Genomic DNA, 26,216 nt, shown 5'->3' on the forward strand with positions numbered 1-26,216 from the left:
ACAAAGCAGACATCAAAGGAGTGTTGGTTAGAGAACGGTATGCGCCTTCAAAACTTGTGAGCGCGCAAGTCAGGCAGAGATATATTGGCAACTTGCTCTGCAATAGGAGGTGTGGACAGGGGATGTGTATCAGAGGAAAACTTCTCCGGGTCCCGCATGGGATGCCATTGATTGGCGAAGTGGATCTCCAGACCGGAGAACTTCGCCTTATAAGCCATCTTCGCACTGCCCGGCACCCAATAGCCGAGATAGACATAAGGCAGCCCCGCTTCCCGCGCGATCTCGATGTGATCGAGGATCAGATAAGTTCCCAGTGATGCCCGACTCTGCTCCGGATCATAGAAGGAATACACCATGCTCAGGCCATCTTCGAGCATGTCTGTCAGGCACACACCGATCAAGGCATCGGTCTCCCGATCCGTATACTCCACCACGCGGCTGCGGATGGGCGTTTCCTCAATCATTGCGGCAAACTCGAAGACATCCATGTCAGCCATGCCACCGTCGGCATGACGGGTGTCCAGATACCGCCGAAACAGTTCAAACTGCTCTTCCGTTGCCCAAGGAGACGTTGCGCGACGCATCAAATGCGCGTTTCGACGCGCTGCACGCCGCTGACTCTTGGTGGGCTGAAACTTCGACACATCAATGCGCGCCGACATACAAGCAGTGCAGTCCGTACAAGAAGGACGATACAAAACATTCTGAGAACGTCGAAACCCCTGCTGCGAAAGCGCGTCGTTCAGAGCCGTTGCATTGTCTCCTTGCAAGGCGGTGAACAGCTTTCGCTCCATGCGCCCTTCCAAATAGGGGCAAGGCTGCGGGGCGGTTACATAGAACTGCGGTGCTATTGGCAGGGTGTGGCGCATGATACTCCATCAACTAGGCACGAGGACAAAGTTATCAACAGGATCTGAGAACGCGCAAGCCCCTACAAAGCGTTGCTACCCACTGTTTTTACACTGTTGGTTAAGATTTGAATTTCATTAACCGATTATTAACATCAACTTCGCGCAATCCGCCGCGCGTTTAAACTAGGTGCAACTTTCGATCAGTTTTTCCATGAAACGCTGTCCAGCTTCAAACTGAGCGACGGAGAGGAACTCATCCGGCTGATGTGCCTGCGCAATATCGCCGGGACCGCAGATCACTGTAGAGTAGCCTGCTTCCTGGAAGTGGCCTCCCTCGGTACCATAGCTGACAACGCGCGTAGCGTTGTCTCCGGTGAGCTGACGCACCAGAGCTTCCGCTTCGCCTTGCTCCTCAGGGGCCAGCGCCGGAACCATAAAGGACTCGGTCATCTCGATGTACGTTTCAGGCACCACCGCTTGCATCTCTGCCTCAATTTCGGCGGCCCTTGCACGTGCCCGAGACATCCAGAACGCATGATCCTCACCAGGGACAACCCGAAAATCGAGACCGAAGCGGCAATCAAGCGCGGTGATGTTATGCGCTGTGCCACCTTCAATCACCCCAACATGAACAGTGGTCCATGGAGGCTCAAATGTAGCGGACGTATCGCTAGGGGTCTTTGCCTGATTGGCGACATTCATTTCGTTAGCCCACTCAATCAGCTTGGCACCATACATGATTGCATTCACGCCGGTGTGCATCAGCGAACTGTGCACCTCAAAGCCGCGTATATGCACCATGAAGCCAGCTCCGCCTTTGTGCCCAGAAACCGCGCCCATCATGGACGGCTCACCAACGATCGTTGCACTGCCTTTCGGGAAGTGAGCATTCAGGCTGTTGATCAACGGCGGAGCGCCTGCGCAGCCGATTTCCTCGTCATAAGACAAAGCAAGCTGGATCGGCCGCTGAACATTGGCATAGTGCGCCTCAACCATCGCCCAGATGGCCAAAGCGTCGAAGCCCTTCATATCGCATGTACCGCGCCCAAAGAGCTTTCCGTCCCGCTCAACGACCTCAAAAGGATCACTGCTCCAAGGCTGCCCTTCAACCGGCACAACATCTGTGTGGCCCGACAATACGATGGCACCTTCCACCGCAGGCCCGACATGCGCAAAAACAGAAGCTTTGTCAGGGTCTGTTTCATGCGGGTGGCGGTGTGCTGCGATACCATGGCTCTTGAGATAAGCCTCGACCCAATCGATCAGCGGCAAATTCGTTTCACTCGACACCGTTGGGAAAGATACGAGTTTCTCAAGAATGGCGCGGGGCGTCAGTCTTTCCGCCATAGACTCAATACCCGCTGTCGGTGATCAGAACTTTATGGCCGGGACCAACCTCTTTGTACTCAGACGGCTGCGCCTCATAGCCAACCGGATGGATCGGGCTTGGGATTGGCTTAAAGTTCAGGTCTTTCTCAGACTTACGACGACGCGGATCCGCAATCGGCACGGCCTTCATCAATGCTTGCGTATACGGGTGCTGCGGGTTCTCAAATACCGCACGACGCGGGCCGATCTCGACGATGCGCCCCAGATACATCACGCCAACATGGTGGCTGACACGCTCAACCACAGCCATGTCGTGACTGATAAAGACGTATGAAATCCCCATCTCCGCCTGAAGTTCCATCATCAGATTCAACACCTGCGCCTGGACCGACACGTCGAGTGCAGACACAGCTTCATCAGCCACAATCAGCTTGGGATTCAGTGCCAATGCGCGGGCAATCGCAATCCGCTGGCGCTGACCACCGGACATTTCGTGCGGGTAACGACGCATGAAGCTGCGCGGCAGCTCCACTCGGTCAAACAACATCTCCACACGCTTTTGCAGCTCGGCACCGGAATGCGTCCCGTAGTTTCGCATCGGCTCCGCCACCTGATCCATCAACATCATCTGTGGGTTCAGGGATGCAAAAGGATCCTGAAAGATCATCTGCATATCTTGACGCGCAGCGTGCATCTCTTTCGGATTGAGCGAAATGATATCCTTGCCGTCAAACCGGACTTCCCCAGAGGTTGGCTCAACCAGACGCAGCAACGAACGACCCGCCGTGGACTTACCGCAACCAGACTCTCCGACAAGAGACAGCGTTTGACCTTTGTTGACGCTAAAAGACACATCTTCCACAGCATGCACATTCGCCACGGTGCGCCGCATGAGGCCACCTTTCACCGGGAACCGGGTGACGAGGTTTTTGACCTCCAAGATGGTTTCTTCCGTCCCGGGGATTGGATCTGTGTTGTGCGTGGTGTCCCCAAACAACTTCATCGGGCTTGGGACATCCGTACCCGTCATTTCACCCAGCTTGGGAACAGCTGCGAGCAACGCTTTGGTGTAATCATGAGACGGGTTCTCGAAGATCTCTTCGACAGTGCCCTCTTCAACCTTGTTTCCGCGGAACATAACGACCACGCGGTCAGCCATCTGCGCGACAACCGCCATGTCGTGCGTGATGAACATCACGGCCGTTCCGGTTTCCCGCTTCAAACGGTCCATCAGTGCCAGAATTTCCGCCTGAATGGTCACGTCAAGAGCTGTTGTAGGCTCATCCGCAATCAGCAAACGCGGCTCGCATGCCATGGCCATCGCGATCACAACCCGCTGGCGCATGCCACCAGACAACTCATGCGGATATTGTTTCAGGCGTCGCTCCGGCTCTGGAATCCGTACTTGTCGCAAAAGTTCTAAAGCACGAGCTTCTGCATCGGCTTTTGACAGTTTTTTGTGCAACCGCAGACCTTCGGTCAGCTGCCGGCCCACTGTAAATACCGGGTTTAGAGCCGTCATAGGCTCCTGAAAGATCATCCCGATCTCGTTGCCACGAATCGTCCGCATAAGATCTTGATCGGCTTTGGAGAGGTCCACATCGCCGTTGTCGCGCCGGTCAAACAACAGACGGCCGCCAGCAATATCCCCACCCCCAAACTCCACCAGACGCATCAGAGACAGGCTGGAAACGGATTTACCAGAGCCAGATTCTCCAACGATACATACGGTTTCACCCGGACTCACCTTGAAGGACACGTCCTCGACCCCAACCACCGGGCCGTCTTTGGTTTGAAATTCGACGCGCAGGTTCTCGATGGAGGCTATGGCGTTGTCCAGCATGCGGGTTACTCCCCTCAGTGTTTTTGTTTTCTCCTTGTCGCCGACGCTATAGCTGACGTTCCACAAGGTCAAACCGATGCGAACTTCTTTCTCGGAAAGCGACGGCAGGAAAAACAAACGAACCCTTGCAATTTTTTACCGACTGGTCTGTGATGCCCTCAGTCGGAGGGGAGTACGACACAAATCTGTGCATTGGGTTCTGTGCGATTCGCCACCCGCTCCTCTTGTTATGACAACCAAAAACGGGCGGAACCAATCTGCCTTTTTCGCACGAACGACGTGCCAACATGGAGTGAGATATGAAAGCAAAAACCCTGATGCTGGGCGCTGCAACAGCGTTTGTGATGGCCCCGGCGGCCATGGCAGAGCGCGGCGCTGATGGCCACGTAAACATCATCTATTGGCAGGCGCCTTCGATTCTGAACCCTTATCTGTCCTCCGGGACCAAGGACATCGAATCCGCCTCTCTCACAATTGAACCGCTGGCGCGTTACGACGAAACCGGCAAAATGGTCCCGTATCTGGCAGCTGAAATTCCAACCGTGAACAACGGTGGCGTTTCTGAAGACCTGACCTCTATCACCTGGACGATCGCAGACGGCATGGTGTGGTCTGATGGCACACCAGTGACCTCCGCTGACGTTGTTTTCACCGGCGACTACTGCATGCACCCAGAAGGCGGCTGCGCACAGGCCGCATTCTTTGACGGCGTTGAAGAAATCGAAGCGCTAGACGAAAAAACCGTCAAAGTGACCTTCAACCAGCCAAAACCAAACCCATATGGCCCATTTGTTGGCGGCCAGTCCCCAATCCTGCAGAAAGCGCAGTTTGAAAACTGCATGGGTGCCAAAGCACCTGAGTGTACTGCAGAGAACTTCGGCCCAATCGGCACCGGCCCGTTTGTTGTGACCGAATTCAAAACAAACGATGTGATCCAGTACGAAGCCAACCCGAACTATCGCGATCCGGCGAAACCAGCGTTTGCTACCGTAACCTTCAAAGGTGGCGGGGATGCGACTGGCGCAGGCCGCGCGGTTCTGGAAACCGGCGAGTTTGACTACGCTTGGAACCTCCAGCTGGCACCCGATGTGATTGCCAAGATGGAAGAAGGCGGCAAAGGCATCGCGATCGCGGGCTTTGGCCCACTGGTTGAGCGTCTCGAAATGAACATGACCAACCCGTCCTCCGACTTGCCTGAAGGTGAGCGTGCGACTGTTGCGCATCCACACCCGTTCCTGTCTGACATCAACGTGCGTAAAGCGCTGTCCATGGCAATCGACCGCGAACTGCTGGTGGAAATCGGCTATGGCAAAGCGGGCAAAGTCACCTGTGACCTCGTGCCTGTGCCAGCAAACTACGCCTCGGCAAACACCGACTGCTTCACCCAGGACATCGCAGGCGCAAACGCGCTTCTGGATGAAGCGGGCTGGGTCAAAGGTGGCGACGGCATCCGCGCCAAAGACGGCGTGAAACTGTCCATCCTGTACCAGACCTCTACAAACGCTGTGCGTCAGGACTTCCAGGCGCTGATCAAACAGTGGTGGAGCGAGATCGGTGTTGAAACCGAGCTGCGCAACCTGTCTGCATCCGTGTTCTTCGGTGGTGACCCAGGTTCCCCTGACACCTTCCAGAAATTCTACGCAGACGTGGAAATGTATGCGAACACTTTCAACGGCACCGACCCTCAGCAATACCTGGCGGCCTACCGTTGCGGCGGCGAGCCTAAGCCTTCTTCTCAGTGGCAGGGTGAGAACATCAACCGCTTCTGTGACCCAGCCTATGATGCTCTGATCGACGAACTGGCCCGCACCGGCGACATCGAGAAGCGCGGCGAGATCGCGAAGAAAATGAACGACATGCTGACCAACGAGAGCTTCACCATCGTGCCACTGGTGCACCGTGGTCGTGTATCCGCGCACGCCAACTCTCTGGGTGGCGTTGTGCTGAACACATGGGACTCCGAGCTTTGGAACATTGCCGATTGGCACCGCGTGAAGTAAACTAATGCTTAGGGCGGGCTTTCGGGGCCGCCCTATCCTCTATCGGTTCTGAACAGGCAGGTCGCTGCGCGGAGCCCACCAATCAAAAAATAGACGCACAAAGGCGCCGCTTTATGCTGACCTTCACAATACGACGGTTGATCCTTTCGATCCCGACGCTCTTTTTCATATCTCTTGTCATTTTCCTTCTGCTGGAACTGGCCCCCGGTGACCCGATGGCACAGGTGCCACTCACCGTGCCGCCAGAAGTGAAGGAAAAGATGCGCCAGGCCCTTGGTTTGGGCGAGCCTGGCTATATCCGGTTCTACAAATGGCTTGTTCAGTTCTTCTGGGTCGAGCCGCAAGTGCTGTTTGACCATCTCTTTGGCACCGCTTTCTCTGAAGGCAAGCTGCGCATCATCAGCTGGCAGACCCGCTCTCCGGTGATGGATGTGGTGGTGGAACGCCTGCCCCAGACACTGTGGGTTGTGGGCATGTCCTACATCGTGGGCATCCTGATCGCGCTGCCAATCGGGATCTACTCAGCCTACAAACAATATTCGGTGTTTGATCAGGCCGGCACATTCATCACCATGATCGGCTATTCCATCCCGCCGTTCTTCACCGGCCCGCTGATTATTGTGATCTTCTCGGTGAACCTTGGCTGGTTCCCTTTCATCTATGACACCACACATGAGGTGGTGGATTGGGACAGTTTTGTCTATCAGCTGCGACAGATGATCATGCCCGTGATGGTACTGGCGCTGCAGACCACCGCTCAGATCAGCCGCTACATGCGCGCCTCTATGCTGGACAATCTCAATCAAGACTACGTGCGCACTGCGCGTGCCAAGGGCCTAAGTGAGCGTGTCGTGGTTCTGGTGCACGTGCTGCGCAATTCGATGATCCCTGTTGTGACCGTAATTGCCTTGGGCCTGCCTGCAATCTTTGGCGGCGCAATCATCACCGAACAGGTGTTCTCTGTGAACGGCATCGGGGCTCAGTTGATCGGCGCCATTCAGGCCAACGACCTGCCCACCGTGCAGACGCTGACTTTTATGTTCGCTTTCCTGATCGTCTTCTTCAACCTGATCGCAGATGTGCTCTACGGCATTCTTGATCCGAGGATCCGCTATGACTGATACCACCAACACCGAACCGACCACACCGCAGCGGTCCCAATGGGTGGACGTCTGGCACCAGTTCAAGGCACACAAAGGCGCGCTTTTGGGCGGGATCATTTTCATTGTGATCGTACTGGGCGTCTTTATCGGCCCTTGGCTCTGGCCTTATGACGCAACCTACATCGATATCCGTTCACGCAACCAAGGCCCAAGCTTTGCGCATCCCTTTGGAACCGACCAGCTGGGACGGGATACCCTGGCGCGGATGATGGCGGGCGGGCAAACCTCGATTGCCGTGGGCCTCACCGCCATGCTGCTAGCATTGGGTCTGGGCAGCTTTGTCGGGATCACCGCTGGCTATTTCAAGAAACTCGACGGCCCGCTGATGCGGCTGACTGACTTGTTTCTGGCTCTGCCAATCCTGCCTCTTCTGCTGGTGATGATGATGCTCTTCCGAGAGCCCCTCTCCGCCGCTGTTGGTCCTGAGCGTGGTATTTTCATCCTGATCGTGGTCGCCATCGGCATCACCTCCTGGATGCCCACAGCCCGGATTGTACGCGGCGACGTACTTGCACTGAAGGAACGTGAGTTCGTACTCGCAGCCCGCTCCATCGGGACGTCAAACCACAACATGATCACACGGCATATCCTACCCAACGTGCTTTCGCCGATCATGGTTTCTGCAACACTTGGCATCGCCAACGCGATCATCACGGAATCGGCCCTTTCATTCCTAGGCCTTGGCTTCCCACCGGACTTCCCAACCTGGGGTCGCCTGCTGAATGACGCCGTACAATATCTGCAAGATTATCCGGAGCGCGTGTTCTGGCCCGGTCTAGCGATCTCTTTGACTGTGTTGTCGGTAAACTACCTCGGCGACGGCCTGCGTGATGCGCTTGATCCGCGTATTCGCGGCCGGTAAGTCAAACAATATCAACAGATAGGCCGGGTACATCGCCCGGCCTTTTCCATTTAGAGCGTTCAGTAATTTGAGACTTCAATCAAATTCTGATCTAGGTCGCTAAAATAGAGCGATGTGATCGGCCCCTTGGCACCGGTGCACACGACGGGCCCCTCCTCGATCGTGACACCCTGCTTTTCCAAATGCACAATCACCTCGGCCAGCGGTGTCGTTGCGATCAAACACAGGTCGGCTGATCCCGGCATCGGTTGCGCAGCTTTCGGTTCAAACTCACAACCAGCCTGATGCAGATTGATTTTCTGTTGACCGAATGTGAGGGCCATGCGGCCTTCTCCAAAAGTCTCGGCCCGAAATCCCAAAACCCGAGTATAAAACGCCACGGTTGCCTCGATGCTGGCAACTGTGAGCACCAGATGGTCCAGTCTTTCGATCTCGATCATTTGGTCACTTTCAGGATCTTCTCTCAAAAGCCGTCCAATCGCACATAAAGTTGTTCAGCTCACCACCAAATAGAGGCGGTAAAGGCCGTTTGCCCTGCTAGAGTTGCTGCAAACACCGCTGCTGACTGCAGAACGGAACTCAACGCCTCGATCAAATATAAGCTGATCGCAAAACACAAGGAACGCCCAATGTCTCAAAGTGACCGCGCCAAAGCCTTCGCCGACCTACACAAACCCGGCTCCCCTGTTGTGCTCTACAATATGTGGGATGCTGGCAGCGCAGCTGCAGTGGCCAAAGCTGGCGCATCAGCTCTCGCCACTGGGAGTTGGTCGGTGGCCGTTGCCCAAGGCTATGCAGATGGCGAAGACCTACCGATGGAACTGCTCTTTCAAATCGCAGGCCGGATCACAGCCACAACAGAGCTGCCAGTCAGCGTCGATTTCGAAGGCGGTTACGCTACCAACCCTGAAGAACTCTCGCTCAACATCAAACGCCTTTTGGCCACAGGTGCGGTGGGACTAAATTTTGAAGATCGTGTGGTCGGCGGTGAAGGCCTGCATGATACCGCGTCACAGGTGGCGCGTATCAAAGCAATCCGAGCGACAGCCGATGCAACCGGAATTCCACTCTACATCAATGCGCGCACAGACCTTTTCTTGCAATCAAAGCCGGATGCGCACGCCAGCTTGATTGACGATGCTCTCGCGCGGGCTGAGGCTTATACAAAAGCAGGTGCGAGCGGTTTCTTTGTGCCCGGCTTGACAGATCCTGAGTTGATAAAACAGATCTGTGAACAGGTCTCTCTGCCGGTGAACGTGCTGTGTCTGGACACATCTGCTGACATCACACCGCTGGCGGCGCTTGGAGTGGCGCGCATCAGCTTTGGCCCGGCTCCCTATCGTACTGCGATGAAAACATTGACAGCTCAAGCGGCGCAACACTATTGAGTTTTTGAAAGTTGGCGACGCTCAGGCTGTGTCGCCAACTGCAACCCAACTGGGCTTATCGTCCAAATGCTCTTGGAACTGAACTTGCAACCCGAGATCACTATCAAAGGCATTGGCGGAAATCGGGAAACTCTCTTCCTCTGACAAGATCTCTCCCAAAGACGTGCCGCAGATCTTGCAGAAACATCGCCCATATTTGAACGGTGCCTCTGGCTGATAGAGCGCTACCTGATCTTTGCCGGACACCCACCGCAGGCTCTCTTTCTTTACAAACACAATCGTGCTGGCGCCGGATTTGCGACAACGAGAGCAATGGCAGGTTCCCATCATTGTTGGTGCTGCGCTCAACTCGAATTGCACAGCCCCGCAATTACAACTTCCAGAAATCATTTTATGTCCTTGTACCTAATATCCAGAACGAGAACATATGCAGAACATGAATAAAGAAGCAAGCGCGCCGGAGGCAGAAAACCTCTGGCACCCCGCTTGAACAGCGACCGGCGGCTCCACACCGCCTGAACTTATTCGCATTGACCAGTCCCCGAATCTGGGTGGGGGTGGAGACCCCGCCCTGGGGGAGGGCCCTTAGAAATGGGAGGGGCTGGTCGGCTTCGCCGCCTGGTAGATAGTGAAAACTGCGCCCATCAGGACCTCAGGACGACACCCCAGAAAGAAAACCCCGCCATTCCTGGCGGGGTTTCCCAAGTCATAGAGCAAAAAGATCGGGTGATCTTACTCGTCGCCCTTGAGCGCTGCGCCCAGGATATCGCCGAGAGATGCGCCGGAGTCGGAAGACCCGTACTGTTCCACTGCTTCTTTTTCTTCTGCGATTTCGCGTGCCTTGATCGACAGGCCCAGACGACGGGTCTTGCTGTCGATGTTGGTGACGCGCACGTCGATCTTGTCGCTGACAGAGAAACGCTCTGGGCGCTGCTCAGCACGGTCACGGGACAGGTCGGAGCGGCGGATGAAGGATTTCATGCCTTCGTATTCCACTTCGATGCCACCGTCTTCGATCGCGGTCACTTCAACAGTCACGATAGAGCCGCGCTTCACGCCGCCAACCGCATCTGCGAATTTGTCACCACCCAGTGCTTTGATGGACAGGGAAATACGCTCTTTTTCAACGTCCACTTCGGAGACAACGGCCGAAACCATATCGCCTTTGCGGTAGTTCTGGATCGCATCTTCGCCACGCTCGTCCCAAGACAGGTCGGAGAGGTGCACCATGCCGTCGATCTCGCCTGGCAGGCCGATGAACAGACCGAATTCGGTGATGTTCTTGACTTCGCCATCGACCTCGGTGCCCTCTGGATGTGTTTCTGCAAACACTTCCCATGGGTTGCGCATGGTCTGCTTGAGACCCAGAGACACGCGGCGCTTGGCACCGTCGATCTCCAGCACCATGACGTCCACTTCCTGAGAGGTGGAAACGATCTTGCCGGGGTGCACGTTTTTCTTGGTCCAGGACATCTCGGAGACGTGAACCAGACCTTCAACGCCCGCTTCCAGCTCAACAAATGCACCGTAATCGGTGATGTTGGTCACGCGGCCTTTGTGCACGGACTCCAGTGGGTACTTCGCAGCAACCAGATCCCATGGATCGTCTTGCAGCTGCTTCATGCCCAGGCTGATGCGGTGGGTTTCTTTGTTGATCTTGATGACCTGAACCTTAACGGTTTCACCGATCGTCAGGATCTCAGATGGGTGGTTCACACGACGCCATGCCATGTCGGTGACGTGCAGCAGGCCGTCTACGCCGCCCAGGTCAACGAATGCACCGTATTCGGTGATGTTCTTGACCACACCGTCCACAGCCTGACCTTCGGACAGGTTGCCGATAACTTCGGCGCGCTGTTCGGCGCGGGACTCTTCGAGGATCGCGCGGCGGGACACAACGATGTTGCCACGGCGACGGTCCATTTTCAGGATCTGGAACGGCTGCTTCAGACCCATCAGAGGGCCAGCGTCACGTACGGGGCGTACGTCAACCTGGGAACCTGGCAGGAAGGCCACGGCGCCGCCGAGGTCAACCGTGAAGCCGCCTTTAACGCGGCCGAAGATCGCGCCTTCAACGCGTGCATCGTCTGCGTAGGCTTTCTCAAGGCGATCCCATGCTTCTTCGCGGCGTGCCATCTCGCGGGAGATAACAGCTTCGCCACGGGCGTTTTCCGCCGCGCGCAGGTACACTTCCACTTCGTCGCCAACAGCGATTTCAGGAGCTTCACCAGGGTTTGCGAATTCTTTTAGCTCAACGCGGCCTTCCATTTTGTAGCCGACGTCGATGATGGCTTGGCCCGCTTCAATAGCGATGACTTTGCCTTTGACAACCGAACCCTCGTTCGGTGTGTCCATTTCGAAGCTTTCTTGGAGGAGGGCTTCGAATTCCTCCATGGTTGCGTTAGCCATGTGGCGTTTACTTCCTTTACAAACGTTTTTTCTGGCCGTGCGGTTGTCTCCGCCGGTCTTGGTTGGCGTCCGCCTTCTGGCAGAACAATTTGGTCTTGGGCACGCCAACAACGAGAAAACACACAAAAAACAAAGAGGGCCGGTGCGTCCGACCCTGCTCGTCTCATTGTTTTATGGCATTTGCGCCTTATAGACGTGTGCTTCTTAACGACAATCACCTATGTGGGCAAGCCGATTCCGCGCACCACCCGATCTCGGCGTAGTGTCGCCTGTTCAATTGTATTCAGCCGCTCAAGCGCCGCCTCCGGATCTCGCGTACCGCCGGCCTTCTTCCAGATACCGATGGCGGATGCAGGGCTCCATGGCAACGCCGCCACGCTCAACCATTGGCGCAACTCGGGTGGCAAAGCATCATAGGCTTGCATCGTATTCCCCTGGCGTCGTCGCCCTTTCAAGCTGCTGTTGAGATTTTTTTGCATATCCACTCTGCCTTCACATCAATATGTTACGTTATTACATATCTATGAGAGTAAATAACAAGCCAGAAATGCAAATCAGCGGCGCCCAACCCGAGCACCGCTGCAATAGCGCTATCGCCCGCTATCAAGCGAGTGTTTTGACCAGAGTCTCTCGCGACTTACGAACTTTCGGCATCGGCAGCAGCCAATCCGCGCCTTCTTCGCGATAGCCAAGCGGCAACAGCGTAACGGATTTCAAGCCAAGCTCCTTAAGCCCCATGATCTGATCCACAGCATTCGCATCAAACCCTTCCATCGGGCAGCAATCCACTTCAAGTTCTGCCGCCGCCAGCATTGCAAACCCCAAAGCAATATAGGCCTGACGGGCTGCGTGATCGTGGTTTACGGCGGACTCGCGGGGCAAATAGGCGCCTTTGAGGTTCTCGTAGTACTGCGTGATCATCGGGTTTTCGCCGCGCAGTTCTTCCATATGCGCGCGAACCGCATCGATCCGCTCTGCGGAGTAATTGTCCCACGCAGCAAAAACGAGCAGATGGCTACACTCGGTGATCTGGCTTTGATCCCAGCCCACTTTGCGGATTTCTTCCCGCATCGCATCTTGCGTCACCACAAACACCTCAAACGGCTGCATGCCGCTGGACGTCGGCGCCATGCGGATTGCTTCCAAAATGGCCTCTACTTTTTCTTCAGAAACCGCTTTTGCAGGGTCCATTTTCTTGGTGGCATAGCGCCAGGACATCAAGTCTTTGAGGGAGGTCATTTTTGATCTTTCTTTCTCTTTCACCCCTCCTGCAGTCGAGCCGCCAGGGGTGGTATATTTTCGATACTGACGATATAGAAAGAACTAAATACCGCTGCAAGAAGTCACATTCTCGTTCCCCGGTCACACGAAGGGAACCACCCCAGGAGTCTCACATGCCAGATGCAACGCAAAAGACGCAGTGCCCGGAATGCCAACGCATCAACGAAGTTCTGAGCAGAGTTGGTGACCGCTGGTCTGTTTTGATTGTGATGTCGCTTGGCGAATACGGTGTCTTGCGCTTCAACGAGCTCAAACGCCGACTAGGTATTTCGCAACGGATGCTGTCGCTGACCCTGCGCGAGCTGGAGCGCGACGGGCTGGTCAGCCGCACATACCACCCAACGATTCCTCCCAAAGTGGAATACGCTCTAACAGATTTGGGGCATTCGTTTTTAGAGCCTGTAAAAGCGATGGGATACTGGGCGTTGGAAAACCTGCCCACCATTGATGCGGCACGGGAAATCAATGATCGGGAAGCGGCGCTGAAGGACAGTGCCTGAGGCCTATCAGCTCCGCTGCGCCTTCACCGCATCGATAGCTGCTTGAACCGCCGCCTCGATGGCCAAGTCAGACGTATCAATCAGAACCGCATCCTCCGCAGGCTTCATGGGCGCCTCGGCCCGCTCGGCATCACGTGCATCGCGCTCTTTCACATCAGCCAGAACAGCGTCTCGCGTCGTTTCGTGTCCCTTGCCGACGAGCTCAAGATATCGACGCTCCGCCCGCACCTCCGCACTGGCGGTCACATAAAGCTTAGCGTCCGCCTCCGGACAAATAACGGTTCCGATATCGCGCCCATCCAGCACAGCTCCCCCTGCCCGGCCGGCGAAAGCGCGCTGAAAATCAATCAGTGCCGCGCGCACCTCCGCTATTACCGCTACGCGGCTTGCAGCCTGCGCAACCTCTGGCGTGCGCAGATTTTCCGCAGCCAGGTCCTCCGCCGTCAGCGCTTTCGCTGCATCAATCGGGTCTGTGCCATCCAGTGTGCGCGCGCCCACGGCGCGATACAAAAGCCCGGTATCAAGATGCGCAAAACCGAAATGCGCAGCAATTGCTTTGGAAATTGTGCCTTTTCCAGCCGCCGCCGGTCCATCAATCGCAATGGTGAATCGCATCGCTTCGCCTTTTCGCATGCGCTCCTGACTAGCAGCAGAGAGCTTTGAAGTTGATGCGGGCCTACACCACAGCCACCTTGGGGCGCAAGCTGGCACGCCACCAAAATTCGCACCGCCAGCAAATCTTAATATTACAGAATATGAATTTCACGTGGGTTCGCCGCACCTCCGTTGACTTGCTGCAAGTCTACGACCAATACACCGCTAAATGAATTCAATGGCGGGGATAGCATGCGCGCAGCAGATGTGATTGCGAAACGGTTGTATGAGCAAGGATGCCGTTGGGCCTTTGGTATGCCTGGAGGCGAAGTGCTGACACTTTTGGATGCACTGGATAAAGCCGGAATCGAATTTGTCCTCTGCCGTCACGAAAACGCTGCGGGCTTTATGGCAGAAGCCACCTATCACCGCACTGGCGCACCAGGCATTTTGCTCACGACTGTTGGCCCTGGTGCCTTAAACGGAGTGAATGTCGTGGAAAATGCGCGTGAAGATCGCGTGCCGATGATTGTACTGACCGGATGCGTCGATCCGGACACAGCCCAAGTCTACACCCACCAAGTCCTGGATCAGACAAAGGTTTTTGAGAGTGTCACCAAGGCGAGCTTTACGCTCAACGCGAAGGCAGCCCATGTGATCATCGACAAAGCCATTGGCATCGCCACCGAAGGGCGCCCGGGCCCAGTCCACATTGATGTCCCGATTTCCGTGGCGAATGCGCCCTCTGAAGGGGAAGGCGTGATGCGCCGCCCGGCCCTTTCGGTCGCACCGGCAGGGCCCGAGCTAGATGCAGCCCGCACCGCTCTCGCAAACGCAAAGAAGCCACTCATTGTAGCAGGCGTCGACGCCCTGTCTGAGGCTGGAGCCAGCGCAGTCCAGCAGGCGGCAGAACTCTTAGGCGCGCCGGTCATCACCACCTACAAAGCCAAAGGGCTAATGCCCGAAGATCATCCGCTTGCACTCGGCGGTGCGGGCCTCTCCCCAAAAGCTGACAAGTTTTTATTGCCGCTTGTCAAAGAAGCCGATGTCATTCTCGCTATTGGTTATGACCCCATCGAAATGCGGATCGGCTGGCAAAATCCTTGGGATCCCGAGACGCAAGTGGTCATCGACATAACAGCCGAGCCGAACCACCACTATATGCATCAGTCCAGCCACAATATTGTTGGGGATTGCGCCGCCTCTGTTGCTGCGCTGCTTCCAGACAACGCGCGCAACGGCTGGTCAGGCTCCACAATCTCAGACACCCAAAATGCCTTGGCGGCAGCGTTTCCAGCCGGTGAAACCTGGGGGCCAGCACAAGCCATCTCAATATGTCAGCACGTTTTGCCGGCGGACACGCTGGCCACGGCGGACAGCGGCGCACATCGCATTCTTCTCAGCCAAATGTGGACATGCCGCTTCCCGCGCGCGCTCACGCAGTCCTCAGGGTTTTGTACCATGGGTTGCGCCGTACCGCTCGCCATTGGCGCTCAGCTTGTTGAACCGGATCGTACCGTGGTGTCCTTCAGCGGAGATGCAGGCTTTCTCATGGTCGTGGGTGAACTCGCAACAGCCGCGGAACACAACCTGAAAACCATCTTCGTTGTGTTCGACGACGCCTCCCTGGCTCTTATCGAGCTGAAACAACGCGAGCGCAAACTCGACAATGTTGGCGTGGATTTCAAAGGAACCGACATGGCGGCCGTTGGGCGCGCTTTCGGTGGCAACGGTGTGAGTGTTTCCAGCGAAGCGGAATTGCGCCAGGCACTGAACGATGCGCAATCCGCTGAAACTTTCACAGTTATTGCGGTTCAAATTGACCGGAAAGCCTATGACAATGCCTTCTAATCCTAATGCCCCCCGCGCGCTTGAAGGCGTATTGGTTCTCGATCTCAGCCGCATTCTTGCGGGCCCGACAGCCACCCAGCTTCTGGGCGATCTCGGCGCGACTGTCATCAAAATCGAAAATCCAATCACTGGCGGCGATGACACGCGCCGCTGGGGCCCACCCTACGCAGAAACGACAGACGGCCAAAGTGATCTGAGCGCCTACTTCATGGCCGCCAATCGCAACAAATTCTCGGTGGCCGCAGATCTCTCGACCACTGAGGGGCAAGAGCTTGTCAAACAGATCGCGGCTCAAGCTCAGATCGTGATTGAGAACTACAAGCCCGGGGGTCTCAAAAAGTATGGGCTCGATTACGCCGCGCTGAGTGAGATCAACCCGAGCCTCGTCTATTGTTCGATTTCTGGTTTCGGCCAGACCGGTCCCAACCGGGAACGGCCCGGCTATGACCTCATGGCGCAAGGTTTTGGGGGCATCATGTCCATCACAGGTGATCCAGATGGTGCGCCCATGAAGGTGGGCGTCGGCATCGCCGATGTCATGTGCGGCATGTACGCCACCGTTGGCATGTTGGCCGCTCTACGCCACGCAGAAGCCACCGGCGAGGGACAACAGATCGACTTGGCATTGGTGGACAGCCAGATGGCGTGGCTTGTCAATGAAGGTACAAACTACCTGACATCCGGCAAGACGCCGAAACGGCGCGGAAATGGGCACCCTAATATTGCGCCCTACAATGTTTTTGCCACCAAAGACGGCCATATCATCCTAGCCGTAGGAAATGACACGCAATTTCAATCTTTCTGCCGTGCCTTTAATTGCAGCGATTTGGCTGCGGATCCGCGTTTTGCAACAAATCCGCTGCGCCTGGAGAACCGCGTTGCGCTGGAAACCGCCGTTTCTGAAACAATTGGCGCCCATTCCTCGCAAGAGACCCTCGCAATGTTGCAAGCTCAGGGCGTGCCCTGCGGCCCCATACACACCGTTGAAGAAGCCCTCACATCGCCGCAGGCCATAGAAAGAGGCGCTGTTGTCAAGGTTTCAGCCGAAGCAACCAGCGCCGGTACCGTAAATCTGCTGGGCAATCCGCTCAAATTCTCTAAAACGCCGATTCAATATGCAAAAGCACCGCCAAAATTTGGAGAAGACACCGAAAATGTATTTGACCTGCTGTCGCAACACATGAGCCAAAGCCAATCACAATAGGTTGAGATCCAATCACCTTTTCGAGCCATAACGTTTTGGTGATGTGCGCGTATTTGGTGCCCAACCTATAATTTTTCAAACTGTCTTGAAGCGTCCGAAAGGTTTCATAATGCTGACCGATATCAGTGCCTGCGAGGTAAGTCTGTCTAACGAGGAGGCCTTGAGCGCATGGAACAATGTTATTCTTGGTGTCTTATCACATGGCCAAACAACCGGTGACCATCTCAACCGCCTGCTAACCCTGGCTCCTGATTTTGCGATGGGCCACGCCATGAAGGGCCTGAGCTGCTTGATGCTCGGCCGCCGTGAGCTGGTCAGCGTTGCGCAATCCGCGAGCGATGATGCGCAGCGTGCTCTGACGCAAGGCGGCGCCACAGAGCGTGAACGTCTTTGGTGTGCCGCACTGACGGATTGGCTGGCCGGCAAGCCTTCTCAATCTGTGGTGCGCATGGAGGAAGCGCTGCGCCTCAATCATGCCGACACGATCAGCATGAAGCTCTCACATGGCATTCGTTTTATGCTCGGCGACAGCCAAGGCATGCTGCGGTCGATCGAACGCGTGATCAGCGCCCACGGGGTTGCACATCCGCTCTACGGATACGCACTGGGATGTCACGCCTTCGCACTTGAAGAAAACGGTCGGTATGAGCGCGCTGAACACGTCGGCCTGCGTGGGCTTGAATTCGCCGCAGACGACGCTTGGGGTCTTCATGCTGTGGCGCATGTTTATGACATGACACATCAGACCGACAGTGGCATCTCACTCATCGACAGCAATCTCGATGCGTGGAACCACTGCAACAACTTCCGGTTCCATGTCTGGTGGCACAAGGCCATTCTTCACCTGGATCAGGGCGACATTGGCACGGTTCTGGACCTCTACGACACCAAAGTGCGCGATGAGAAAACCGACGACTATCGCGACTTTTCAAATGCAAGCTCCCTACTAATGCGCCTTGAACTTGAAGGTGTTGATGTGGGAGATCGCTGGGTTGAATTGGCCAACCTTGCAGAGAAGCGCTCTGATGATGGCTGCCTGACCTTCGCCGATATGCACTACATGCTTGCGCTGATCGGTGAAACCCGCCCTGACGCCGTCGCGCGCCTGAATGCCCGCGTGGCCGAAAACGCCAAAAAAGAAGATGAAATGGCACGCGTAATGCTCTCGCCAGGTGTGGCGACCTCCGAAGGTCTGGCTGCCTTTGGCGAAGCAAACTACGCGTCTGCCTTCTCCCACCTGCGCGCGGCACAGACCAACTTCCAATCCATGGGAGGCAGTCACGCACAGCGCGATATCTTCGAACGCCTCACCATCGAAGCCGGTCTGCGAGCTGGTCATTTGGCGGAAACCGAAGCGCTGCTGCGAGCACGCACAGGGCTGCGCGGCGGACATGAAGACGCATTTGGCGCATCACGCATGGCCCAAATCGCCGAGTTGCGCACGTTGGCGACCCCATCGACGGCAGCAAACTAAGTCTGGACGAGGACTATGAGAGTGGCAAACCCGACCTTTGCTCCCGCTACGGCGGCAGTGAATACAGCCGCACAGATCGGCGCCAAAACACGCGATATCCGTCTGGATTTTTTCCGGGGTATCGCGATGTTCATCATCTTGATCGCCCATGTCCCGGGCAATTGGCTGACCCTCTGGATCCCGGCCCGCTTCGGCTTTTCAGATGCCACTGAAATCTTCGTCTTTTGCTCTGGCATGGCGAGCGCCCTCGCCTTTGGCCGTGTTTTCCGCGAGCAGGGCAATATGATGGGCACTGTCCGGATCAGTTATCGTGTCTGGCAGATTTACTGGGCGCATATCTGTCTGTTTTTTGCAATTGCCACCGCCATGGTCGCGCTCAACGCGCTTCTGCCAGAGGGTCGCAACTACGTCGGCCAGCTCAACCTGCACCCATTCTTCAAGGACACGCCAACCAATCTGCTTGGTCTGCTGACTTTGACCTATGTGCCGAACTATTTTGACATTCTGCCAATGTATATGGTCATCCTCGTGATGCTGCCCGCAGTGGTGATCTTGGCAAAGATCAACAAGGCGCTGGCGTTTGCAGCCGTGGTCGCGGTCTGGCTGTGCGCGAACCTCTATGACCTTAACTTTCCCGCCGAGCCGTGGTCCGAGCGCCATTGGTTCTTCAACCCATTTGGCTGGCAGTTGATTTTCTTCACGGGATTTGCGCTCAATGCGCGTTGGCTCCCCGCTCCTCCCGTAGACAATCGGTTGTTTCTGGTGGCCGTCGCTGTGCTCCTGATCACCCTCCCGTTTGCTTATTTCCGTCTCTATAACGAGCTGTCCTGGGCATTGGAGTGGCGCAAAGAGTGGCGTGTGCTGATCGACAAGACCAACTTTGGCATCTTGCGCTATGTCCACTTCCTGTCGCTTGCTTATGTCGCTTGGGTGCTGGCTGGCCGCAATGGCGACCGCCTTCAGCCGCGTGACCCAGCTTCGCCCATCGGGCACATCTGGCAGCGCATGATCACCGTCATCCTGAAAGTTGGTCAGCAATCTTTGGCGGTCTTCATCGCCTCCATGTTCCTGGCACGCCTGATGGGAGCTTTGTTGGATCAGGTGGGCCGGACACATTTCACTATGTTCTGGGTGAACCTGCTCGGCGCGGCGATCATAGTCGGCGTGGCCTATGGCGCGTCTTACTACAAATCTCAACCTTGGAAAAAGCGGAGCGGCGCCAATGCTAAGACGTGAGTTCATCGCCAGCTTGGCGGCTTTGGCCGCAAGCCCCGCTTTGGCTGAAGCCAGCAACGAACCCGGTTTGCAACTGCATGCGCCCGTCTCATTTGATCCGAATGAGGTGATTGAGCGTGCCCGTGCGCTTAGCCAGAAGGACTACCAACCACCGAAGCGCATTCCGCAGGAATGGACAGAAATTGGCTACGAGGATTACGTCTCCATCTGGTTTGACGTGCGCAATGCGCTCTGGAGCAAAGAACCCGAGACCCCGCTCCAGTTGGACGTCTTCGCCCCGGGCCTATACTTTCCGCATCCGATCGACATCGCTGTTGTTGAAAACGGCATGGCTCAGCCGCTCAAATTTGATTTCGATGTCTTTGACAAAACTGACAAATTCCCTGAACTGCCTACCGATGACACGCTTGGCTATTCTGGCCTGCGTCTCCGAGCAGAATTGGCAAAGGCAGGGATTTATCAGGAATTCGCAGTATTTCAGGGCGCGAGCTATTTCCGTGCCATTGGGACCGGCAACATCTACGGCCAATCCGCGAGAGGTCTGGCCATAGATACAGCCTCACCTGAGGGCGAGGAGTTCCCGGATTTCCGCGCCTTCTGGATTGAGAAGCCTGGCCCCAAAGAAGAAACCTTCGTTGTCCATGCTTTGCTTGATAGCCCAAGTTGCACAGGTGCCTATCGTTTTGAGATAACGCCGGGCAAAGCCCTCACCATGGACATCACAACGCATCTGTTCCCACGTCGCGATATCGACAACATTGGCATCGCGCCTTTGACGTCGATGTTCCAATACGATCAAACCAACAGACATCGCTTCACCGACTTTCGTCCTGCGGTGCATGACACGGACGGTCTGCTGATCAGCAACGGCGCGGGCGAGTCCATTTGGCGTCCATTGGCCAACCCTTCCGCGCTGCAGATCAGCGCCTTCCAAGACAACAATCCCAAAGGTTTCGGCCTTCTGCAACGCGCACGCGAATACAGCGATTTTGCGGATCTTGAAGCGCTCTATCATCGCCGCCCGGGTGTATGGGTGGAGCCCAAGGGCGATTGGGGCGAAGGTGCGGTCACGCTGATCGAAATCCCGACCCAATCCGAGATCTACGACAATATCGTATGTTACTGGCGTCCAGCAGGCGGTCTGACCCACGGCACGGAAACCCAACTATCTTATCGTCTCACATGGAGCGAAGAGGTCAGTTATGGGCAAGGCCTCACCGTGCTCAACACGATGATTGGTTCCGCTTTTGAGAACAACGGAACCATCGTGCTGATTGATTTTGCCGATGATGAAACTGTTCCGGAAGATCTCTCCGAGATCGAAATTGTAGTGAACAGCAGCGCTGGCGAAGTGTCCTCTGGTGTGTTGCAACGCAATCCGGAAACCGGCGGCCCTCGACTGGCCTTCAAGTTTCATCCAGGAGACGAGACGCTCATTGAATTCCGCGCACAGCTTCGGCTCAAAGGCGCACCGCTGAGTGAGGTGTGGCTTTATCGGTGGACCGCATGACGCCTGAGCATCCCCATATGCCCCCGCGGGCACCGCTCGCGATGCCGGCTCAGACCTTTTCAGAAGTCGGCAGCAGGCGCTCCATGGAACATGCTGGGCGTCCGGGGCGGCACCTTTGGCGCCTAGCGGCCTTTGTACCAACCATCACGTTGACGACCCTGATCTGCACCTCTTTCTCAACGTATTTGAGCCGTGGCGGCGTATCGACGATTGATGCCATTGTCTTGGCGCTGATTGCGCTTTCGACCGTGTGGCTTGCATTTTCGGCAACCAATGCCTGTTTGGGACTGGTTAGCACAGCTCTTGGCGGCATGCGAATGACCCGTGGCAACGTGACCGGTCAATCCGCTCAAATCGCCCTGTTGATGCCCGTCTACAACGAAACACCTTGGGATGTTTTCGGAAATGCCTCCGCCATGATGCGAGAGCTTGCAGATGGTCCGGGAGAAGATTGCTACACACTCTTTATCCTCAGTGACACGCGCGACCCGCAAGTCGCCGCGATGGAAGAACGCGCCTATCAAGCACTAAGCAGCTCAGCACACCCAGACACCAAAGTTTTTTATCGCCGTCGCGAGGAAAACACCGACAAGAAAGTAGGCAACCTCACCGAATGGATCGAAAACTGGGGTGCCGCCTATGACTCCATGGTGATCCTTGACGCAGACAGCTTGATGAGCGGCAAAGCCATCCGGCAACTCGCGCGCGCCATGGCGGCTGATCCGGATGCAGGCCTCATTCAAAGCCGTCCAATGTTGATTGGCGCTCAGACACTTTTTGGTCGCGTGCAACAGTTTTCGAACTCAGTCTACGGCTGGCTGATTGCCGAGGGGCTGGCCTGCTGGTCGCAGCACGAAGGCAACTATTGGGGCCACAATGCGATCATTCGCACGCGCGCATTTGCTGAAAGCGCCCGCCTTCCGCACCTGAAGGGCTGGCGCGGCGCAAAACATCTTTTGCTGAGCCACGACTTTGTCGAAGCAGGTATGTTGCGCCGTGCGGGATGGGCCGTGCGTCTTCTGCCCCGCGTCACAGGAAGCTATGAAGAAACACCGCAAACCCTGATCGACTATGTCGTGCGGGATCGTCGCTGGTGCCATGGCAATATGCAGCATCTGCGAATTCTTACGGCACGCGGCTTCCATGTCATTTCTCGCTTTCACCTTTTACTGGGCGCCCTCGCCTTTCTGATGTCGCCCGCTTGGCTCGCGGTGATCACCCTTTGGGCCTTTGTCGGCGTCAGCGACGACACTCCACCCAGCTATTTTTCACCGGCGAACCCGTTGATGCCGATATGGCAGGAAACCCCAACCAGTATGGCCTGGTTCTACCTCGCTTTCATCTACGGCATGCTTTTGTTCCCAAAAATCGCCGGCGCTGTCATCTTTGGCCTGCAATCCAAAACACGCGCAGCCTATGGCTCACGTCGGGTCTTCATCGGATCAATGCTCGTCGAAGTTCTGCTCTCGGTGCTCTATGCTCCGATCATGATGGTCCACCACACCATTGCAGCGACCTCCGCTCTTCTGGGGCGCAAAAATGCGTGGGCGCCACAAGATCGGAGCGGGAACGGTTACGGATGGTTGGCGACCTTGCGGTTCCATTGGATTGAAACCGTGTTTGGCCTTGCGCTCATCGGAGGCATGATTTTCGCAGATATCTCGCTTTTGATCCTGCCGATCGCTTTCAGCCTTGCAGCTGCTGTACCCCTGTCAAAACTCAGCTCAGTGCCTGTCGCGAATGCCGCAAGCCGCGTGCTACGCCTCGATACACCGCACACACTCGTCGAGCCAAAGATCGTGTCGTTGGCGCGGAATGAACGGGCTTGGATGAAATCTGTACTGACAGAAACAGCTGCGCCGCAATCAATTGCGGCGGAGTGACAAGCGATAGATTATCGGCAACGCCAAAGCCAACAGCGGCGCAGCAAAGGCGCGATAGCTTATCTGCAAGTTAAATCCGAAATACGAGAGGTATGAGCCGTTGAACAACAACAGGCTCTCCTCAAAACTCGCACCGGCAAAACCACCAGCGGAATTGATCCCGACTTGTATCAGGAAAAGAACTGCTGCGCCGCCGACAAACCCATAAACGCCCCACCGTAACGGGAGCAAAATCCCGGTGACAAGCGCAGCAACTGATATACCTGCGATCAGCATCACAGCCCCTCAAACCAATCTACAACAAGATCAGACCAGCCCCTTGGAATGGCATGACCCCCAGGGAACAGTGCCAATTCCAATGCAGAGTCCGGTGCACAGCGGTCCCAGATACGCCGCCAGAATTGCCCTTCTGTGACGAAACGGTCCGCTTTCAGGTGCACACATTTGTTGGTCTCACGCCATAGAGACATCGCATAAAAAACATCGCCTTGCGCGAAAGCATCCGGATCGGTCACTGGCACCCGATTCACCACGCGGCCCTCCAGCGGAACTGTTCCATCTGTCCACCCATGCGTGTGCAACATCCGCACCTGGCCGGCACATTCTGTCGGGTGCGGGCGCCAAAAATTTCCGCCGACAGGCGCGTAGGCGGCAAAAGAACTGGGATCAAGACAGGCCGTATAGGCAACCATCGATCCGCCAATGGAAAAGCCAGCCAACACAATGCGATCCGGGTCCAAATCAAAGCGTTCGATCGCATCATCTCGCACAGCTTGTAGGTAGGCAATTTCCTCAAGCTGCCTGCCTGAATTTGGATGAAATCCCCAACTCCGCCCACTACGCCCTTCTCTGGGTACGCCATCTGGCGCAATCACAGCATAGCCACGCTCCAAAAATGCAGAGACCATCCCGCCATTGCGGAGTGCCCCCTTCCCGCTGCCCCCCCATCCATGGATGTAAACAACTGCGGGGGCTGGCTGTTCCTGCACTTCAGGCAAAGCGACATAGTAGGCCCGCTCCCCCACCTCACAGGGTGTCTCGTTAGAGCATGCCCACGCAGCGGAACCACTCATTGCAGTAAAGGCCAGAGCCGCCAACATGGTTCTTCGCATCACTATTCGGTCCTCACCGGCAATCCTGTTTTGAGCCATCCGGGGCCAGCACGGGACCCCAGCATACCTTCCGGCACATCAATAATCGGTGTCAGATTGGCCGCTTCAAGCTGCCGAGTGACCCGCGCAGAGCGTACTCCGCGCGCGCAAATAACGGCGACAGGCTGTGCAGGAAATGCGCGTGCATTTGACACTTGCTCAATGAAATCGTGCGCACGCATATCGATCGGCACCGCCGGCGCCGGTACACCAGTCGCCGCCCATTCATCAGGGCGGCGAATATCTACAAGCAGGATGTCACCTCTTTCTGCAGCTTGAAAAGCTTCCTGAGGTGTCATGATGTGCGCCACATCCGCACGCGAAGTGGGCAGCATGAACGAAGCCCCCACCCCAACTGCAGCCGCGCCTCCAAGCGCGAGCACAGACCGTCGTGAGAGCCTCATAGTATCGCCTTAGTTTGTCGGCGCAGGCGACGAGAAGTTAGGGATCGTGCTGTCTGACGCCGCTTTTGATTCAATACCACCCCAGTTGCCCTGTGCCAGCGAGATATTCCCCGGAATATCTTCTTCCCAGAAGCCTACCACATTTTTGGTGATGTTGAGATAGAGGTTACCGTCAACAATCCGCCACAGGTTCGGGTTGCCAGGAACCTTGCCGCCTTTGGACACACCATATGCGCAGTGGCCATCATATTTCGGAGCGTATTTTTCCGGATCCTTCAAGAAAGCCTTTTTGTTCTTCTCAGAGGCAAAAGCAAAGGTCGCGCCGTTGTAGTCAGCGGTGATGCTCTTGTTGCCAGGAACTGCTGCTGGCTGCGCGCTGCCTACAGGGGCCTGTTCAAGCCCAAAATAGGCTACAACATCGTAACCCGAAACGGCGTAGCCGGTTTCGTCAACATACTGCTCGCCAGCAAAGGCCATGGTCGAGGTCAGTGCCACAAAGGCAGGTGCAATTAGCCACTTCACGATAACTCTCCTAATAACGTGATCATTTCAGTTGAGATTAGCGTAACACAGCATCGTTGCCGCGCGCAGCCATCCTCGCGTGGGTGTGATGGGTTGTGTAGCAGCGCGAAGTTAACGCGGACATATCAACAGATACTTGTACATTTTTTATTCTAAGCCAATGGCTTGCCACAATAGCAGACTGTCACAAATTTCACTCATTGATTGCGAGTCTGTTACCACGGCTGGACCTTCTAGCAACAGAACCACTCCGCATTAGTGCGCTGCGCCTAAGCACATACTCGCTTCGGCTTCCTGGTCTGAAGGCCTCACACACTACGAGTCGCAGGAACGTTTGCGAGGCGTGACATCGAAACTCAAGGAATTCTTGAAAACGTGTTTTTGGGTCTTGTGTCCCGTCAGGCCTGCACATATACGGGTCCGCGGAGACGTGGCCGAGTGGTCGAAGGCGCTCCCCTGCTAAGGGAGTAAACGGGAAACCGTTTCGAGGGTTCGAATCCCTTCGTCTCCGCCATAAATCTCAATAAAATAAGAGACTTAGGCGATGCGCCGCTAGCCGCCAAGCGCTTGCCGCTTGGCAAAAACATCCTAGAACATCCCAAGAACTCTCTAGGTATTTTGGCAAGAAATTGGCAAAAAGGATTCGAGTTGGTTTGACGGATCAGAGACGTGCAACACCCCCGCGATAGACTTGGCCGATACGAGGTAGTTCCCAGCCCTGTAGCGGAACTAAGCGACACACAGTCGATATGGGTCTGCTG

The 26,216-nt window shown here is 55.9% G+C and carries 24 protein-coding genes and 1 tRNA gene; 12 read left to right on the forward strand and 13 right to left on the reverse strand.

What is annotated here, in order from left to right; genetic code table 11:
• Positions 1-47: 47 nt before the first annotated feature.
• From J7400_RS18625 to J7400_RS18635, 3 genes are all read right to left on the reverse strand, one after another.
• Entirely contained in the window at positions 48-869 is an 822-nt protein-coding gene (locus J7400_RS18625; RefSeq protein WP_209065607.1) for an arginyltransferase, read from the reverse strand.
• A 165-nt stretch (positions 870-1,034) separates the two neighbouring features.
• On the reverse strand, positions 1,035-2,198 hold the full coding sequence (argE, locus tag J7400_RS18630; RefSeq protein ID WP_209065608.1) for an acetylornithine deacetylase: 1,164 nt from the start codon (positions 2,196-2,198) through the stop codon (positions 1,035-1,037).
• 4 nt (positions 2,199-2,202) lie between these two features.
• Complete coding sequence (locus tag J7400_RS18635) at positions 2,203-4,023, reverse strand: ABC transporter ATP-binding protein (RefSeq protein ID WP_209065609.1); 1,821 nt, start codon at positions 4,021-4,023, stop codon at positions 2,203-2,205.
• A 299-nt stretch (positions 4,024-4,322) separates the two neighbouring features.
• Here J7400_RS18635 and J7400_RS18640 point away from each other — a divergent pair, with 299 nt between their 5' ends.
• The 3 genes from J7400_RS18640 (at position 4,323) to J7400_RS18650 (ending at position 8,048) form a co-directional block, all read left to right on the forward strand.
• Positions 4,323-6,023 (forward strand): peptide ABC transporter substrate-binding protein, encoded by a 1,701-nt coding sequence (locus tag J7400_RS18640; protein ID WP_209065610.1) that lies wholly within the window; start codon positions 4,323-4,325, stop codon positions 6,021-6,023.
• A 113-nt stretch (positions 6,024-6,136) separates the two neighbouring features.
• The gene (locus J7400_RS18645; RefSeq protein ID WP_209065611.1) at positions 6,137-7,144 is read left to right on the forward strand and encodes an ABC transporter permease; all 1,008 of its coding nucleotides are present in this window, start codon (positions 6,137-6,139) and stop codon (positions 7,142-7,144) included.
• On the forward strand, positions 7,137-8,048 hold the full coding sequence (locus J7400_RS18650) for an ABC transporter permease (protein WP_209065612.1): 912 nt from the start codon (positions 7,137-7,139) through the stop codon (positions 8,046-8,048). The genes J7400_RS18645 and J7400_RS18650 overlap by 8 nt, the downstream gene beginning before the upstream one ends.
• A 59-nt stretch (positions 8,049-8,107) precedes the next feature.
• Here the strand turns inward: J7400_RS18650 and J7400_RS18655 are convergent, their stop codons facing one another.
• Positions 8,108-8,488 (reverse strand): VOC family protein, encoded by a 381-nt coding sequence (locus tag J7400_RS18655; protein WP_209065613.1) that lies wholly within the window; start codon positions 8,486-8,488, stop codon positions 8,108-8,110.
• 189 nt (positions 8,489-8,677) lie between these two features.
• Between J7400_RS18655 and J7400_RS18660 the strand changes: the two genes are divergently transcribed.
• Entirely contained in the window at positions 8,678-9,436 is a 759-nt protein-coding gene (locus J7400_RS18660) for an isocitrate lyase/phosphoenolpyruvate mutase family protein (protein ID WP_209065614.1), read from the forward strand.
• Positions 9,437-9,457: 21 nt separating this feature from the next.
• On the opposite strand, the gene J7400_RS18665 is transcribed toward J7400_RS18660, so the two are convergent.
• From J7400_RS18665 to J7400_RS18680, 4 genes are all read right to left on the reverse strand, one after another.
• On the reverse strand, positions 9,458-9,826 hold the full coding sequence (locus J7400_RS18665) for a GFA family protein (RefSeq protein WP_209065615.1): 369 nt from the start codon (positions 9,824-9,826) through the stop codon (positions 9,458-9,460).
• A 342-nt stretch (positions 9,827-10,168) separates the two neighbouring features.
• The gene (gene rpsA, locus J7400_RS18670) at positions 10,169-11,845 is read right to left on the reverse strand and encodes a 30S ribosomal protein S1 (RefSeq protein ID WP_209065616.1); all 1,677 of its coding nucleotides are present in this window, start codon (positions 11,843-11,845) and stop codon (positions 10,169-10,171) included.
• 218 nt (positions 11,846-12,063) lie between these two features.
• Complete coding sequence (locus tag J7400_RS18675; RefSeq protein ID WP_209065617.1) at positions 12,064-12,324, reverse strand: DUF6525 family protein; 261 nt, start codon at positions 12,322-12,324, stop codon at positions 12,064-12,066.
• 124 nt (positions 12,325-12,448) lie between these two features.
• Positions 12,449-13,084, reverse strand: a complete 636-nt coding sequence (locus tag J7400_RS18680) for an NAD(P)H-dependent oxidoreductase (RefSeq protein ID WP_209065618.1) — start codon at positions 13,082-13,084, stop codon at positions 12,449-12,451.
• 155 nt (positions 13,085-13,239) lie between these two features.
• Between J7400_RS18680 and J7400_RS18685 the strand changes: the two genes are divergently transcribed.
• Positions 13,240-13,626 (forward strand): helix-turn-helix domain-containing protein, encoded by a 387-nt coding sequence (locus J7400_RS18685; protein WP_209065619.1) that lies wholly within the window; start codon positions 13,240-13,242, stop codon positions 13,624-13,626.
• A 6-nt stretch (positions 13,627-13,632) separates the two neighbouring features.
• Here the strand turns inward: J7400_RS18685 and J7400_RS18690 are convergent, their stop codons facing one another.
• Positions 13,633-14,241, reverse strand: coding sequence for a d(CMP) kinase (locus J7400_RS18690; RefSeq protein ID WP_209065620.1), 609 nt, complete (start codon positions 14,239-14,241; stop codon positions 13,633-13,635).
• A 231-nt stretch (positions 14,242-14,472) separates the two neighbouring features.
• Here J7400_RS18690 and J7400_RS18695 point away from each other — a divergent pair, with 231 nt between their 5' ends.
• From J7400_RS18695 to mdoH, 6 genes are all read left to right on the forward strand, one after another.
• On the forward strand, positions 14,473-16,071 hold the full coding sequence (locus J7400_RS18695; protein WP_209065621.1) for a thiamine pyrophosphate-binding protein: 1,599 nt from the start codon (positions 14,473-14,475) through the stop codon (positions 16,069-16,071).
• Positions 16,061-17,275, forward strand: coding sequence for a CoA transferase (locus J7400_RS18700; protein ID WP_209065691.1), 1,215 nt, complete (start codon positions 16,061-16,063; stop codon positions 17,273-17,275). Before J7400_RS18695 ends, J7400_RS18700 begins: the two co-directional genes overlap by 11 nt.
• A gap of 109 nt (positions 17,276-17,384) precedes the next feature.
• Entirely contained in the window at positions 17,385-18,749 is a 1,365-nt protein-coding gene (locus J7400_RS18705) for a tetratricopeptide repeat protein (RefSeq protein ID WP_209065622.1), read from the forward strand.
• Between the two features lie 15 nt (positions 18,750-18,764).
• Complete coding sequence (locus J7400_RS18710) at positions 18,765-19,985, forward strand: OpgC domain-containing protein (RefSeq protein WP_209065623.1); 1,221 nt, start codon at positions 18,765-18,767, stop codon at positions 19,983-19,985.
• Positions 19,972-21,495 (forward strand): glucan biosynthesis protein, encoded by a 1,524-nt coding sequence (locus tag J7400_RS18715; RefSeq protein ID WP_209065624.1) that lies wholly within the window; start codon positions 19,972-19,974, stop codon positions 21,493-21,495. Before J7400_RS18710 ends, J7400_RS18715 begins: the two co-directional genes overlap by 14 nt.
• Positions 21,492-23,378, forward strand: a complete 1,887-nt coding sequence (gene mdoH / locus J7400_RS18720) for a glucans biosynthesis glucosyltransferase MdoH (RefSeq protein WP_209065692.1) — start codon at positions 21,492-21,494, stop codon at positions 23,376-23,378. Before J7400_RS18715 ends, mdoH begins: the two co-directional genes overlap by 4 nt.
• On the opposite strand, the gene J7400_RS18725 is transcribed toward mdoH, so the two are convergent.
• From J7400_RS18725 to J7400_RS18740, 4 genes are all read right to left on the reverse strand, one after another.
• Positions 23,361-23,654, reverse strand: coding sequence for a hypothetical protein (locus J7400_RS18725; protein WP_209065625.1), 294 nt, complete (start codon positions 23,652-23,654; stop codon positions 23,361-23,363). The genes mdoH and J7400_RS18725 overlap by 18 nt on opposite strands.
• Positions 23,654-24,478 (reverse strand): alpha/beta fold hydrolase, encoded by an 825-nt coding sequence (locus J7400_RS18730; RefSeq protein WP_209065626.1) that lies wholly within the window; start codon positions 24,476-24,478, stop codon positions 23,654-23,656. The genes J7400_RS18725 and J7400_RS18730 overlap by 1 nt, the downstream gene beginning before the upstream one ends.
• A 14-nt stretch (positions 24,479-24,492) precedes the next feature.
• The gene (locus tag J7400_RS18735) at positions 24,493-24,864 is read right to left on the reverse strand and encodes a rhodanese-like domain-containing protein (protein WP_348540212.1); all 372 of its coding nucleotides are present in this window, start codon (positions 24,862-24,864) and stop codon (positions 24,493-24,495) included.
• A 78-nt stretch (positions 24,865-24,942) separates the two neighbouring features.
• Positions 24,943-25,410 carry a YHS domain-containing (seleno)protein gene (locus J7400_RS18740; protein ID WP_209065693.1) on the reverse strand — a complete coding sequence of 156 codons (468 nt, stop codon included), beginning with the start codon at positions 25,408-25,410 and terminating at the stop codon, positions 24,943-24,945.
• A 469-nt stretch (positions 25,411-25,879) separates the two neighbouring features.
• Between J7400_RS18740 and J7400_RS18745 the strand changes: the two genes are divergently transcribed.
• A tRNA-Ser gene (locus tag J7400_RS18745) sits at positions 25,880-25,969 on the forward strand.
• The last annotated feature ends 247 nt before the right edge of the window (positions 25,970-26,216 follow it).

This window comes from Shimia sp. R9_2 (assembly GCF_017743735.1).
In the GTDB taxonomy this organism is placed as follows: Bacteria; Pseudomonadota; Alphaproteobacteria; order Rhodobacterales; family Rhodobacteraceae; genus Shimia.

What these genes read in the sequence shown, in the direction of transcription:
- J7400_RS18645 (WP_209065611.1), top strand. Translation starts at nt 6,137, where the DNA reads ATGCTGACCTTCACAATACGACGGTTGATCCTTTCGATCCCGACGCTC.
- J7400_RS18690 (WP_209065620.1), bottom strand. Translation starts at nt 14,241, where the DNA reads ATGCGATTCACCATTGCGATTGATGGACCGGCGGCGGCTGGAAAAGGC.
- mdoH (WP_209065692.1), top strand. Translation starts at nt 21,492, where the DNA reads ATGACGCCTGAGCATCCCCATATGCCCCCGCGGGCACCGCTCGCGATG.
- J7400_RS18740 (WP_209065693.1), bottom strand. Translation starts at nt 25,410, where the DNA reads ATGGCCTTTGCTGGCGAGCAGTATGTTGACGAAACCGGCTACGCCGTT.
- J7400_RS18735 (WP_348540212.1), bottom strand. Translation starts at nt 24,864, where the DNA reads ATGCTGCCCACTTCGCGTGCGGATGTGGCGCACATCATGACACCTCAG.
- J7400_RS18675 (WP_209065617.1), bottom strand. Translation starts at nt 12,324, where the DNA reads ATGCAAAAAAATCTCAACAGCAGCTTGAAAGGGCGACGACGCCAGGGG.
- J7400_RS18680 (WP_209065618.1), bottom strand. Translation starts at nt 13,084, where the DNA reads ATGACCTCCCTCAAAGACTTGATGTCCTGGCGCTATGCCACCAAGAAA.
- J7400_RS18710 (WP_209065623.1), top strand. Translation starts at nt 18,765, where the DNA reads ATGAGAGTGGCAAACCCGACCTTTGCTCCCGCTACGGCGGCAGTGAAT.
- J7400_RS18640 (WP_209065610.1), top strand. Translation starts at nt 4,323, where the DNA reads ATGAAAGCAAAAACCCTGATGCTGGGCGCTGCAACAGCGTTTGTGATG.
- J7400_RS18695 (WP_209065621.1), top strand. Translation starts at nt 14,473, where the DNA reads ATGCGCGCAGCAGATGTGATTGCGAAACGGTTGTATGAGCAAGGATGC.
- argE (WP_209065608.1), bottom strand. Translation starts at nt 2,198, where the DNA reads ATGGCGGAAAGACTGACGCCCCGCGCCATTCTTGAGAAACTCGTATCT.
- J7400_RS18635 (WP_209065609.1), bottom strand. Translation starts at nt 4,023, where the DNA reads ATGCTGGACAACGCCATAGCCTCCATCGAGAACCTGCGCGTCGAATTT.
- J7400_RS18660 (WP_209065614.1), top strand. Translation starts at nt 8,678, where the DNA reads ATGTCTCAAAGTGACCGCGCCAAAGCCTTCGCCGACCTACACAAACCC.
- rpsA (WP_209065616.1), bottom strand. Translation starts at nt 11,845, where the DNA reads ATGGCTAACGCAACCATGGAGGAATTCGAAGCCCTCCTCCAAGAAAGC.
- J7400_RS18700 (WP_209065691.1), top strand. Translation starts at nt 16,061, where the DNA reads ATGCCTTCTAATCCTAATGCCCCCCGCGCGCTTGAAGGCGTATTGGTT.
- J7400_RS18625 (WP_209065607.1), bottom strand. Translation starts at nt 869, where the DNA reads ATGCGCCACACCCTGCCAATAGCACCGCAGTTCTATGTAACCGCCCCG.
- J7400_RS18665 (WP_209065615.1), bottom strand. Translation starts at nt 9,826, where the DNA reads ATGATTTCTGGAAGTTGTAATTGCGGGGCTGTGCAATTCGAGTTGAGC.
- J7400_RS18685 (WP_209065619.1), top strand. Translation starts at nt 13,240, where the DNA reads ATGCCAGATGCAACGCAAAAGACGCAGTGCCCGGAATGCCAACGCATC.
- J7400_RS18705 (WP_209065622.1), top strand. Translation starts at nt 17,385, where the DNA reads ATGCTGACCGATATCAGTGCCTGCGAGGTAAGTCTGTCTAACGAGGAG.
- J7400_RS18655 (WP_209065613.1), bottom strand. Translation starts at nt 8,488, where the DNA reads ATGATCGAGATCGAAAGACTGGACCATCTGGTGCTCACAGTTGCCAGC.
- J7400_RS18715 (WP_209065624.1), top strand. Translation starts at nt 19,972, where the DNA reads ATGCTAAGACGTGAGTTCATCGCCAGCTTGGCGGCTTTGGCCGCAAGC.
- J7400_RS18730 (WP_209065626.1), bottom strand. Translation starts at nt 24,478, where the DNA reads ATGTTGGCGGCTCTGGCCTTTACTGCAATGAGTGGTTCCGCTGCGTGG.
- J7400_RS18725 (WP_209065625.1), bottom strand. Translation starts at nt 23,654, where the DNA reads ATGCTGATCGCAGGTATATCAGTTGCTGCGCTTGTCACCGGGATTTTG.
- J7400_RS18650 (WP_209065612.1), top strand. Translation starts at nt 7,137, where the DNA reads ATGACTGATACCACCAACACCGAACCGACCACACCGCAGCGGTCCCAA.